Source organism: Nonlabens sp. Hel1_33_55, from assembly GCF_900101765.1.
GTDB lineage: Bacteria > Bacteroidota > Bacteroidia > Flavobacteriales > Flavobacteriaceae > Nonlabens.
The window spans coordinates 2,961,703-2,974,538 of record NZ_LT627735.1 but is presented as its reverse complement, the minus strand read 5'-3'; the positions used below and the strand labels follow the sequence as shown (position 1 = coordinate 2,974,538).

Here is a 12,836-nt window from a genome sequence, read left to right as displayed (position 1 = left end):
TCTATAGAATAATTGACTAATACTTGTTGCTAAATTTTTCAAAACCAGTTTCAACACCGTGCTCTTCTATTTGATTCAAAGCATAGATGAGAGCTTGAGGCAGATCGCTGACGTTATTTAAATCTTGATCCCAATATTCAGTATGTGAAAGCGTTTTCCTTACCACTTCTTCTACATCATCGCTCGCCCAAGCGTCTTTTAAAAATGCCTTGACTTCATTACTATCCTTAATAGGCAGAGTTTCTCCTTTCCAGTTTCCTTTATAGAATCTAATCAAACAAGCAAATGCAAATGTCAAATGCGTAGGTAGCTTACCGTATTTCTCGACATATTCCAACAAACTTGGTAAAACACGCACTTTAAACTTTGAAATTGAATTAAGCGCGATATCTGCCAATTGATGTTTGACAAATGGATTTCTAAAACGATCCAATATCTCATCAGCAAAACTATCCAACTCTGCCTTTTCCATAGGCAGCACGTTATTGATCTCATCAAAAATAGCCTTGTTTACAAACGAACCAGTAAACGTATTGTCCACGGTTTCCTTTACCGTTGAGTTACCATAAAGAAGTGAAAACGGCACCATTGCGGTGTGAGCGCCGTTAAGTATACGCACCTTACGTGTTCTATAAGGTTGCATGTCGTCTACAATTTTTACGTCAAGATCTGTCTTATGGAAAGGCAATTTCTTTTTCAACTTTTCGCCACCTTCAATGACCCAGAGCAAAAACACTTCAGCAGACACAATTAGGTTATCCTTATATTCTAGCTGAGCATTATAATCTTCAATTTCATCCTTGGGATAACCAGGAACGATACGATCTACTAACGTACTATGAAAGGAGCAACTTTCTTCCAGCCAATTTTTAAACTGTTCGCCTAAACTCCAATCATCGCTATATTTTTGAATGATCTCTTTCAAGGTTTCAGAGTTATGATTGATCAATTCACAAGGAATAATCGTCAAGCCTTTTTCTGGATTGCCTTTAAAGTGCTGGAATCTTTTATATAACAACATTGTCAACTTTGCTGGGAAAGATGATGGCGGTTGCATTTCCATCGTATCTGTTGCCACATAAGCTATTCCAGCCTCTGTGGTGTTGGATATAATAAACTCAAGTTCTTCCTCTTTAGCGAGGCTTAAATAGTCACTAAAATTTTTATACGGATCAATGCCCTTTACAACATTAGTGATCAATTCTTGATGCTGAATTTCTTCACCTTTCTTGACTCCTTTCAAGAACAAAGTGTAAAGCCCATCTTGATCATTTAGCATGTCAACCATACCTCTATCAATGGGTTGTACCACAGCAATGCCAGCATTAAAGTCTGCCTCTTGGTTTAATTTTTGAAAGGCAAATTCGATAAAGGCTCTTAAAAAATTCCCTTCACCAAATTGAACCACCTTTATAGGCAACTTTTTACCCGCATCAACATTGGATCTGTTGAGCTCTTTCTTTTTTAATGTTTCAATCATAACAAGAAGAGTTAATAGTTGAACTGTTTATAGCAATAACCGCCGTCATGGAAATGCAACAATTCATTCAAAATTTATATTCATTCACAGGTCTAACCCTTGAAATCAAAGTATTCATTCGCATTGTGGTAACAAATATCTGCCACCATTTTACCCACAAGATCCATATCATGAGGCAATTCACCTCGCTTCATCTCTTCACCTAGCAGGTTACAAAGTACACGTCTAAAATATTCATGCCTTGGAAATGATAGAAAGCTTCTAGAATCTGTTAGCATTCCTATGAAACAACTGATCAATCCCATATTGGAAAGCGCATTCATTTGTTTGATCATTCCATCTTTTTGATCAAGGAACCACCAACCAGAACCGAATTGCACCTTACCCTTGACACTACCATCATTGAAATTCCCAATCATAGTCGCGATGACCTCATTGTCAGCTGGGTTGAGGTTGTAAATAATTGTTTTAGTCAATTTATTGACGCTGTCCAGTCTGTTCAAAAGTGAGGACAGCTGTTGAGCCTGTGAGTAATCGCCTATGGAGTCCCAACCTGTATCAGGACCCAGCAATTCATGCATTCTCTTATTGTTGTTGCGCAGTGCTCCTAAGTGAAATTGCTGTACCCAGCCATAACTGTGATAGGTCTCACATAAGAAAATCAACAAAGCGCTCTCAAACTTGAGTCGCTCTTCATTAGACACGTCCTTAGCAGAACGTCTCTTTTCAAATATAGATTTCACCTCAGCCTCTGAAAATGATACGGATGAAATTTGGTTCAATCCATGATCACAAAGTCGGCATCCATTCTCGTGAAAATACTTTATTCTTGATTCAAGCGCTGCACATAAGTCACCATAAGTTGAAATCTCAGTATCTGCAGCGGCTGCTAGAGAATCGATATAGGCATTATAACCATCATTTGCGATCATGATTGCCTTATCTGGTCTAAAAGCTGTGCTGACGGTCACCTGATAATTACTTTTACTTAATTGCTGGTGATATTCAAGGTTATCGATAGGATCCTCTGTAGTACAAACGACCTTTGCATTTGCCTTGGTCAATAGATTTCTACAACTGTACTCTTTGGAACTTAACTTTTCTTGAGTATTGTTCCAGATAGCTTCTGCTGTGTTTTCATTAAGCAGTTCATAGGTGTCAAAATAACGAGCCAGCTCTAGGTGCGTCCAGTGGTACAAAGGGTTCCGCAAGGTGTAAGGGACCGTTTTTGCCCACTTCATGAACTTATCTTTATCAGTGGCAGCGCCGGTAATGAAATTCTCGTCGATTCCCAGTGTGCGCATTGCGCGCCATTTATAATGGTCGCCATCGATCCAGACTTTAGTTACATTGCCAAAAACATGGTCCTCTGCAATCAATTTAGGTGACAAATGATTGTGATAATCTATGATGGGTTGATCCTTTGCATAGGTGTGATAAAGCTCTTCAGAAAAAGAGTTTTCTAGCAGGAAGTTGTCGTTGATAAATTTCTTACTCATTCGGTTTGTTCTTTATTAAGGGCTGGCGATTCATGCTGCGCTGCATCTCCATACGACCGTCATAATTTCATCCAATATAACTATTAGAATTCTACAACAATTAGGTCTTAACCTTAATAAGGTAATTAATTGTTGTAATCGATTACACAAATGTATTCATATTTTACATAACGTTAAAATTTCTTTACATTCATTTCAGCGGTTTCAGTGAAATGTTTAGGGTCTATATAATTCTTGATTATCGCACATGTTTAATCAGAGAATATTCTTTAACGAGATTTCTTCACCAGTGACACCTATTCCAAGTATTTGCAATACCTACGGCTCTAGTATAAGATATTTGCTGGTATCGATGATGTAAGAAAAATGTTCCGCTTTCGCGAAAGCGAACTCATCAACCATCCTATCGATAAACAACAGTTTACACCTAACTTCCATCTTCATTTCAACCTTACTTGATACGTTTTAACAATCATATAGGAAGTAGCATTCCATTGCAGCCTAAGGTTTATCTACTTTTAAAATAAAAACCTATGCCAGAATTACCGGAAGTTCAAGGTTACAAAGTTTATATAGACAGCACGATTTTGCACAAGAAAATCACCTTGATGGATTGCCGGGATAAAAAGTTGCTCAAGCAACCTTTTGGCGATTTTGAGAAACACCTACTAGGCGAGCAATTGACGGGAACACAGCGTATAGGGAAATATCTGTTTGTGGAAACGACTGGTGATAAAGTGCTGGTGATGCATTTTGGGATGACCGGCAGGCCTACGTATTATAAAGAAGCAGATGACCGACCAAAATTTGGCCATATTGTTCTCACTTTTGAAAACGATTTCCATTTTGCGTTTGAAAACAAACGGAAATTCGGTTGGTGGAATCTTATCGATTCCATCGCAGACTACAAAGAAGAGCACGGGTTGAGCGACGATGCAAGAGATCTGAAGTTTGAGGAATTCAAAAAGTCATTGAGCTCACGCAAAACGGACATCAAAAAAGTCTTGCTTGACCAAAGCGTCGCCGCAGGTGTGGGAAACTGGATGGCTGACGAAATTCTATATCAGGCAAAAATACATCCTGAAAAAAAGATAGAAAACATGACTGAAGAAGACATTAAAAATGTTTTTGACGCCATGAAAAAAGTAATTGAAGTCGCCATAGAAAACGATGCGCATTACGACAGTTTTCCAGAAGATTTTCTGATGCACTTTAGAGAAAAGGATGGCACTTGTTTCCACACAGGCGGCAAAATTGAGAAAATCAAAGTTGGCGGTCGCGCTACCTATTTCTCACCGCAATGGCAAGAGAAATAGTTTGGTCTCATGAATTATACTTCTTTGAAAATTAGAGAACTAACTTCTATCTTTTCAAGGTCACTGTATAATTTTGTAGACCATATAAATATTTACAAATCAAAATCTACTCCTCAGTATCTGTACTATAGTGCTGATCATTTTCCTTCTTCAAAGATTTTGTCAACTCGTCGATAGATTCATCATCTTTCTTGATATGAGAAGGTTTCTCATTCATATGCGTCCCGTCTGATTTTGGATTTTTAGTGCTCATAACTTCTGATTTACTCTAAAATATTTCAAATCAGCGCATTCCAGGGCGACTTTATTAGTATTTAACAATGAACCATTAAATTATTACTAAGATTTTCAATTGTTGGTAAGGTTCTTCACTTCCTGAATTTATTCTTAAATGTCACTCAACTCCATCCATTGTGACCTTACTTTGCCTCGTGAATTTTAGTGGAGATATAGGTATTATAGGACTTGGCGCCAGAGGATTATTTGTGCTGGAGCAATTGTATAGTTCGCTTTCGCGAAAGCGAGATTCACAGAAAATCCACACCTGCATATTTGAGACTACAGAATCCTATGGAACCGGCAGGGCTTGGGATCCTGAACAGGCGCAGGTTACGATCAGCAACATTTCTGACCGGGCACTGGACACCTTGCATGAACGGTTGCCCTTTGAATATCGAGGTGCAACTATACCTGCCTATCCCAGTTACCATCAATGGTTGAAGCAAGAGTTTGACCTAGAGATCGTACCGTCCAAAGATTCATATTCTACGAGGCAGCGTTTAGGGGGCTATCTCAATGAGCGAGGCACTTCCATCGTTTTGCCTTTGCAAAATTTAGGAGTTGTCACCATTAAAAGCGAGGAAGTTCTAGAACTAAATAAGCATGCCGAAGAGTTGGTTTTGAAGACCGACAAAAATGAATATGCGTTCAAGAATGTGGTGCTGGCGCTAGGACATCTTTCCACCAGACCTGATTCACTGAGGAAAGACTTGATGGATCATGCAGAAAGATTTGATCTAAACTACTGCAAAAACCCATACAGCTCTAAAGCAAAAACATTGCTGCAAAACAGCGAAAACGTGATCATCAAAGGTTTCGGGTTGACAATGATTGACTTGATGCATATTGCTATTGAAAAATCTGTTGGATCGTTTGAAACCAAACCTGATTCGGTTTTTCTGGAATATGTAGGTGATCATGATACGGTTTTGATTCCGTACTCTCTAGATGGTTTACCTATGGTACCTAAACCTATTGGTAAGAAGCTGGATGATGTGTTTGAAACGGTATCGCTCGGTAGAGATCAAATGATAGCCGATCTAAAAAAGGACATTCAGGAAGGAAATATTGATAGTATCGATCAAATATTGAAACCCATTGCCACACTTATTTGCAAGGCTTATCAACGATTTGAGGAAAAATACAGCAATGCCGATTTAACGGCAGACGCTGCCGAAAATTTGATTGTCGAGTGGTTGAAATATCAGAAAGTTTCTAATCCTCATATTATTGACGTTCAAATGAATGCCTATGAGTATTTGAAAATCGCCTGCGAGATGGCAAACGGTTTGAGACCATTTTCACTGGATTATACCATAGGCCAAATCTGGCGCGAGCTGCAGATTGATATGTACTATCTCTACACCTATGATTTGTTACCTAAAAGTGTAGTATCAGAATTCAGCAGGATTGAGGATCAAACGAAGCGGTACAGCTTTGGACCTCCATTGCGCAGTATGATGGAAATGCTGGCGCTGGTAGAAGCTGGAGTGATCAATCTTGATTTTGTAAAACTTCCAGAAATAACGGTGGACAGTTACGGATATCACTTGAGCAAGAACGGTAACCGCATTACATCCTTGAATTTTATTGATAGCGTACTGGATAAACCCAATTATGACATTATGATCGATCCACTAATGGAATCGCTCACCCAGCATCAACTGGTTGAAGCTTTTGATGATCATATGGGAATTCACGTAGACGCTCAAGGATCTCACGTCGTGGATTCACAAACCATTGATGGATTGTATTCCATTGGGCGCAACTGCAAGGGATCTCTTTTTGGAACCGATTCTATTATCGATTGTTTTAGTGAAGATGTAACTCAATCGATGATTCAGAGCATCATCGCTGATCTTTAGATCCATCAAACCTCCGCAATCTGATGGGTCCTTTTGCTATTGTAGCGAGCTCATCAATTACATTCCCTTTTTGCATTATCACCAGTAACTCATTCTCAACCATTTGGTCTGCAACAATCCTGACGTTGTCCATTTGGTCTCGCCAATCCTCATGAAATAAATTTCTGGCAACTTCTGAAGGACAATAGGTACTTTCCAGACCTCGCAGGTCTGCCAGCCGTTGGTGTTCTTCCTTGATTTGTTGTTCTATTTCTTTTGTCATTGTTCGCTATAGCAACTCATGCTTAACTGTTTCTCGTTTTAAGAAAAATCCATTCCCAAAGAAAGATCAATCTGATTGGGCGTTGCAATATCTCTGGACTTGAACACATTATAGGGATTGATTAACTGCTCGATAAGCGTTGATGGCAGCTCTTCCAAAAAGTACTTTGAGGAGGAAGCCGTTCCCTGAGAATTATTAACCGTATTGATGGAATTGGTATCTCTAGTGATAAACAATTCGTTTTTGGCTCTGGTAAGTGCCACATAAAGCACTCTGCGATCTTCTTCAATTTTTTCTTCAGAATCTAGATTCCAAGCGCTGGGATATACCTTGGGCGATACATTCATTACATAGCAAACGTCAGCTTCCAGACCTTTAGCAGAATGTACCGTAGAAATCACCACGTGATCCTTGATCTCGCTATCATTGATCTGTGAACCTTCCAGTACGGGTTCGCCATTCATTTCCTTTGCATTTTGCAAAATTCCTTCAGAGATCATCTGACCTATGGAAGCATAATTATCACCCAGCATTTCCAGTACGGGAAAATCAGATTTTCTTTTCTCTTCCCAATCCTTCCGATACTTGAAAGCAAGTGTCATTTCCATTCGAGCATAGGTTTCCTGCAAGGCCTGCTTGACGTTACCTGAGTTTTCTAAAATGACGTTATAGACATCGGCGATTTTTTCTCCTTCTTGTCCGCCTATCGCGTCCTTCAGATTTTTAGCACATTCCAGCGGGTCTTGAAACTCTGCGATTTTAGAGAGGAATTTTCCAGCCTTGATCTCGCCTATTCCATCCCAAAATGTCAAGAACCGCATCCAACCTATCTGGTCAAATACATTGTTCACAACCCGCAATGCAGCAATGACATCCTTGATATGCGCTGCTTCCATAAACTTGCGCCCGCCATAAGTCACATAGGGAATCTTTTTCTGGATGAAAACCGCTTGCAACGCTTTTGTATAATAGGTAGATTTTGATAAAATCAAGTGATCAGAAAACAGCTTGTTACGCTCCGTAAAATTCTCGAGAATATTTTCTGCTATGAAGTTGGCCTCTTCATATTGACTGGCAACGTTAAGGAGTTTTGGCTTCACGCCAGAACCTCTAGAGGATTCCAACTTTTTTTTGTAATCCAATGGAGATTCTGCGATGAGCCAATTAGACACATCAAGAATCTCTTGTGTGGATCTGTAATTCTTGTCGAGGATTAAAATTTCAGAATCAGGCACACGTTCCTGAAAAAGATGAACATTCCTATAATCTGCACCTCTGAAGGAATATATAGATTGCGCATCGTCACCCACGCAATAAAAATTGGCAATATCAAGAAAGGGTTCCAGTAATTGCCATTGCAGCGGATTGGTATCCTGAAACTCATCAATCAGCAAGTGCTTGACCTCGTGGGAAAGAATTTCGCGAGCTTCTTCATCACTCTTCAGCCTGTTGGCAACTACCAATAATAAATCATCATAATCAATGTAGCGGCCTTCACCTTTTTTGGTTTGGTAAGCTTGAAGCAAACTAGCCACTCGTGGCCGAATGATATCGATCTCATCATTCGTATCGTCGTCATTTTTGCCTTTATAAACCTTTTCCCTGATGGAAGTGGTGAGATTCTGTCGGGTATTTCTACCGTAAGAATAAATGTCCAACAGCTGCTGTGGCTTGATGCGGATGCCTTTATATTCAATGGTCTGATCACCACACACCATCTTCATCACACTCAATTGATCGTCCGGATCAATGACCGTATAACTCGCCGCACCGAACAGATTAGGGAAACGCACGATCAATTGATTGCACCATGAATGAAAGGTAGAACCGTTCAAACTGCGCGCCTGATTGTCTGTAAGAGTAGCCTTCACACGTTCCACGATCTCGCTAGCGGCCCTTTTTGTAAAAGTTAGAATTTGGATTTTTTCTGGAGCGACGCCTTCCTCGATAAGATGAGCGGCGCGACCCACGATACATCTTGTTTTTCCCGTTCCAGCACCTGCCAAAACCAATAAATGCTTACCGTCAAACTCCACGGCTTTCTTCTGCTTCTCGTTAAGTATTTGAGTATTCAACTTTTTAGGGTAAAGATACTTCAAATCGATCAATTAGGAATAATTCCTACATAAACAATGGAAATATTCCATATTTTTGACGTATGATTTCAGTGTTTGTACAGTCCATTCCTGCCACCTCCAGAAAGGAGTTCCCGTTTAGAATTACTATACTTGACGACAGTAATGGCTCGACTACTTCGTATCTATTTAGGCCAGATTGTGCACTTCCCAAAAGGCTGGCGCAGCAATTGCAGCTGGACCGTATGGAGATCTTGAATGCACCACCATTTTGTGATGTTGCAGAGGATCTTATCGAGGCATTTGAGGATCAAAACTTGCGATTTTTCAACGCACAGCAATTCTTATTGATCAAAGGATTGTTCAGAACCATTGGTTTCAACTTTTCCGTGGCCGCTCGTTATTATTTCTCTAGGAGCAAAAAAGATGTGGAATTGCAGGAAGATTTTTTGAGCACGCTTTCGCGAAAGCGGAATCCCTCAAGCACTGATTTTCCCAGTGAACTTCTAGAATTACTTTCCAACCACAGTACACTGGCCGCGGAATTTAATAAGGATCCAAGACACGAATTTGATGGTGCCAACTCCTTGATAAAGGATGTGAAAAATGCGGCAGGCGTGTATTTTTTCTATGATAAAAATGGGGATGTAATCTATGTGGGTAAGGCCAAAAATTTGAGGAAGCGGCTGCAAAGTCATTTTTCCAAAAAGGAAACTAAGGCGACAATTGATTATGATCAGGTGGCAGAAATCACGGTGGAATACACGGGAAATGACGTGGTTGCTCAACTGGTAGAATCGGAAAATATCAAGCGATTGCGGCCGGTTTTTAATTCCCAGCAGGTGAATGATGCAGCGCCATACATCATCAATATAGGTAGCACGGCCAGCGGGATTTCAAAAGCAAGCATCGTCAGGAAGGACTATACGGACAATTTACCGGAGCGGTATTTCAATAGGGAATCTGTCAAAAAAGCGCTGGAGGATTTTTGCACCAGCAACGATTTATGCCGCAAGAATTGTGGTCTTGAAAAAATCAAGGGACCGTGTACGAGAAGCCGAGTGAGAAAGTTGCCTTGCGTATGCGCTGGCGATATTGAAATTGAAATCTATAATAAGAAATTTGCTTTTGCGCTGGACCAATGGAGTCAGATCAAAACACGGCATTTCTACAAACTTGCAGGTAGATCTGAAAATGAAGATGCGTTTGTATATCTGCTGAATGGTATTTATCAGGGCTATGGATTTATTGATCGTGAGGATTCCATACGCAATGAGAATGACGTGTTGAGCAGGATGAAGATTAAGCCCAATAATTATGATACGAATAGGATCGTTTCCAAACTCTTGAAAAACGATATCCCTATGGATATGTAGGTTTTCCTATCGTGAGCAATTCCTGCCATTGTGTGGTATATCTGGGACTGCGGTGTTCCTTGATCAATGCCCATTCCTTCTCGCGATTTCCCACAGTAGCGACCTTAACCTTGTTCTTGCCGTATTTATCGTTCAGTGCGTCGATTACTTGGGTGATTTCTTTGCTTTCGTTCTTGTGTTTCTCATCAAATAAGCTGGTCTGTATTTGATTATCAGGAACTATCTGGAGCAGATTCACACTTACCTTTTTATAACGGTAACCTTCTTTGAAAATCTGCTGGAGTCCATTGAGTGCTTCCTTATTCAATCTCAACGTGCTGTTTGTAGGACTATCCAACTGGATGCTGATCTTATTCCTGTACTGCTTATCGTGCTGGCTGAAGTTATTGGTCTGCAATCCTACCTCAATCATCGTAGCAGAACTGTTTTGCTGCCTGAGCAGGTCTGCAACCTCAGCCACGTAATAACTGCAGGCCTCTGCAATGAGGCTGTAGTCAGTCAACATAAAACCAAAGGATTTTGCGGTACCTATGCCTTGTTTGGCATCTGGTTCATCCACCAGTTCCAGACACGGTATGTTGTTGAGTTCGCGCCACAACCGCTCGCCTATCACAGTCATTTCCTTGCGCACCCAACCGACTGGCATCTGTGCAAAGTCCAGTGCCGTAATGATATTTTTATCTTGAAGTCTAATAGCGTGTTTTTTACCAACGCCCCAAATGTCTTTTACTTTTAAACTACTGAGAAGGTGCGTTCGTTTTTCCTCTGTATCGACCACGTAGACGTCTTTGTTTTCTGGTAGTTTCTTAGCGAATTTGTTGGCGAGTTTGGCGAGTGATTTAGTTTTGGCAATTCCTACGCCTACGGGAATGCCCGTATTTTGCTCTACGGTGGATTTGATTCTCCTGCCGTAATTATTAAAATCCTTGTGCGGATAATGCGACAGGTCCACAAAACTCTCGTCGATGCTGTATTCTTCAATCAGTGGAGAGAATAATTTGAGCGTGTCCATTACTCTTCTGGACATATCGCTGTAGAGTGTATAGTTGGAAGAAAAGTAAGCGACATTGTTCTGATCCAGCAGTTTTTTAATCTTGAAAATAGGCTGAAACATAGGGATTTCTGCGAGTGCTTTGGCTTGTTTGTTTGCCGCAATGACACAACCATCATTATTGCTCAACACTATCACCGGTCGATTCTTCAAATCTGGCCGAAATACCTGCTCACAAGAAGCATAAAAACTATTGCAGTCCACCAACGCAATCATACCACCGACTTTATGATATACGTAATCACGCCCCAAACCGTCATCTCTGACAGTTCCATCGTTTTCATTCTCAAGATCTGGAAACTATCTTCTTGAATAACAATCGCCAGCTGGTTCGCCTGAGGATTCAAGGACTTATCTACAATAAGCACATCATCTTTATGGATATCAAATTCTGCAAAGGATTCATCAACCACTCTGATGTAAAAAGTAGCCTCGCTATTATTGACCAACACGCTATTCAAATCGATCCTGGGCTCGTTGTAATGCGTCGCTGGACTGGAGAATCCAGTTTGCCTAGGCCGCTCCACGCGATGATTATCGGCAGGTTTTTGAATCCGATTGATGTTATTAGCTTTCATTATTGCAATTTAATAAGAGTATTCATCAGCAACTTTCAGAATTTGCTGAAATTGAAAAAGATCCTGTAAGTCGAACTTATAGGATCTTAGTCTTTTACATATTGTTCGTATTACTATATGCCTTTGTTATTTAGCATTAATCATCCAAGTGATGTCAAACTGGTCAGTACATCTACCGTAGTAATCGCCCCAGCTGGATTCATACATATTTTCGTTTTTGGTACCACCTTTAGAAAGTGCATCAAATAATTTGTCTGCTTCCTCACGGCTATCCAAATCGATGCTCATGCAGGTTGTGTTTCCTTTATTGAGTACGGTATCTGGAGATACATCGTAGCCCATGAAGTGAAATCCAGATCCCTTCAATTCAATGTGCTGGATCTTGTCGCGGTAATTTTCTGGAATGTCGGTTGATTTTCCTTCCCAAGTTTCTTTGTTGTGAGTCTGCCCTCCAAAAAGATTTTGATAAAAGCTAAACGCCTGCATGCAATTCCCTCTAAAGGATAAATAAGGTTGAATTTTCATAGTTGTTTTAGTTAGTAATTAAAGTAAGTGTTAGTGATCGGGATTCTTATGCGCTTTCTTTCTTAGAAGTTTTAGACTTAATGTAGTCGTAAGCATAGTAAGCCATCTGGATCACGGTAATAATTCGGAATATCTTTTTCATCTTTTCTTTTAAAGATATAAGGATGTTTCCTACATAAAAACTTAGATTCTGTTAATTGGTAAAACTTAAGGAATTGTTGGGGCTGCGAATAATGATGTAATTGCCGTGCTCTTTGAATTATCATCTTGCTCATTATCAAAGCTCTTATCTAATAAACCAGATATCATTGATTTATAGATTTAAAGAAAACCAACAGCAGCTGTTTTAATCATATTTAAAGTTTCAGTTCTAAAAAATTAGGACTGGAATTTTGAAAACTTATCAATTACAACTGTATCAAGAAAAGCAACATGGAATTTATTAACTGAGGTTTGAATTAGCGATGTGGAAGGTTTTAGAAATTTTATTTCTAAACGTAATGGTTGTATTTATAAAAAATGGGTGCAAC

The 12,836-nt window shown here is 39.9% G+C and carries 12 protein-coding genes; 3 read left to right on the top strand and 9 right to left on the bottom strand.

The features are described from left to right. Positions 1 to 16: 16 nt before the first annotated feature. The 3 genes from BLO34_RS13365 to BLO34_RS14785 form a co-directional block, all read right to left on the bottom strand. Positions 17 to 1,480, bottom strand: coding sequence for a tagaturonate reductase (locus BLO34_RS13365; RefSeq protein WP_090756012.1), 1,464 nt, complete (start codon positions 1,478 to 1,480; stop codon positions 17 to 19). Positions 1,481 to 1,572: 92 nt separating this feature from the next. Then, positions 1,573 to 2,979 (bottom strand): glucuronate isomerase, encoded by a 1,407-nt coding sequence (gene uxaC / locus BLO34_RS13360; protein WP_090756010.1) that lies wholly within the window; start codon positions 2,977 to 2,979, stop codon positions 1,573 to 1,575. A 318-nt stretch (positions 2,980 to 3,297) separates the two neighbouring features. Further along, on the bottom strand, positions 3,298 to 3,423 hold the full coding sequence (locus BLO34_RS14785) for a hypothetical protein (RefSeq protein WP_262492271.1): 126 nt from the start codon (positions 3,421 to 3,423) through the stop codon (positions 3,298 to 3,300). 89 nt (positions 3,424 to 3,512) lie between these two features. Between BLO34_RS14785 and BLO34_RS13355 the strand changes: the two genes are divergently transcribed. Next, complete coding sequence (locus BLO34_RS13355) at positions 3,513 to 4,295, top strand: Fpg/Nei family DNA glycosylase (RefSeq protein WP_090756009.1); 783 nt, start codon at positions 3,513 to 3,515, stop codon at positions 4,293 to 4,295. 106 nt (positions 4,296 to 4,401) lie between these two features. On the opposite strand, the gene BLO34_RS14605 is transcribed toward BLO34_RS13355, so the two are convergent. Continuing rightward, positions 4,402 to 4,548 (bottom strand): hypothetical protein, encoded by a 147-nt coding sequence (locus BLO34_RS14605; RefSeq protein ID WP_157686843.1) that lies wholly within the window; start codon positions 4,546 to 4,548, stop codon positions 4,402 to 4,404. Positions 4,549 to 4,708: 160 nt separating this feature from the next. Here BLO34_RS14605 and BLO34_RS13350 point away from each other — a divergent pair, with 160 nt between their 5' ends. Further along, positions 4,709 to 6,439, top strand: a complete 1,731-nt coding sequence (locus BLO34_RS13350) for an FAD/NAD(P)-binding protein (RefSeq protein WP_157686841.1) — start codon at positions 4,709 to 4,711, stop codon at positions 6,437 to 6,439. Here BLO34_RS13350 and BLO34_RS13345 read toward each other — a convergent pair. Then, positions 6,423 to 6,701, bottom strand: a complete 279-nt coding sequence (locus BLO34_RS13345; protein ID WP_090756005.1) for a DUF3253 domain-containing protein — start codon at positions 6,699 to 6,701, stop codon at positions 6,423 to 6,425. The two genes, BLO34_RS13350 and BLO34_RS13345, sit on opposite strands and share 17 nt — an antisense overlap. Before the next feature lie 38 nt (positions 6,702 to 6,739). Next, the gene (locus BLO34_RS13340) at positions 6,740 to 8,800 is read right to left on the bottom strand and encodes an ATP-dependent helicase (RefSeq protein ID WP_231959508.1); all 2,061 of its coding nucleotides are present in this window, start codon (positions 8,798 to 8,800) and stop codon (positions 6,740 to 6,742) included. Positions 8,801 to 8,859: 59 nt separating this feature from the next. On the opposite strand from BLO34_RS13340, the gene BLO34_RS13335 reads away from it, so the two are divergent. Further along, the gene (locus BLO34_RS13335; RefSeq protein ID WP_090756002.1) at positions 8,860 to 10,152 is read left to right on the top strand and encodes a GIY-YIG nuclease family protein; all 1,293 of its coding nucleotides are present in this window, start codon (positions 8,860 to 8,862) and stop codon (positions 10,150 to 10,152) included. On the opposite strand, the gene BLO34_RS13330 is transcribed toward BLO34_RS13335, so the two are convergent. The 3 genes from BLO34_RS13330 to BLO34_RS13320 form a co-directional block, all read right to left on the bottom strand. Further along, positions 10,139 to 11,419, bottom strand: a complete 1,281-nt coding sequence (locus tag BLO34_RS13330) for a Y-family DNA polymerase (RefSeq protein ID WP_090756000.1) — start codon at positions 11,417 to 11,419, stop codon at positions 10,139 to 10,141. The genes BLO34_RS13335 and BLO34_RS13330 overlap by 14 nt on opposite strands. Next, complete coding sequence (locus tag BLO34_RS13325; protein ID WP_090755998.1) at positions 11,416 to 11,781, bottom strand: S24 family peptidase; 366 nt, start codon at positions 11,779 to 11,781, stop codon at positions 11,416 to 11,418. The genes BLO34_RS13330 and BLO34_RS13325 overlap by 4 nt, the downstream gene beginning before the upstream one ends. A gap of 126 nt (positions 11,782 to 11,907) precedes the next feature. Then, positions 11,908 to 12,306 (bottom strand): VOC family protein, encoded by a 399-nt coding sequence (locus BLO34_RS13320; RefSeq protein ID WP_090755997.1) that lies wholly within the window; start codon positions 12,304 to 12,306, stop codon positions 11,908 to 11,910. Between the last annotated feature and the right edge of the window lie 530 nt (positions 12,307 to 12,836).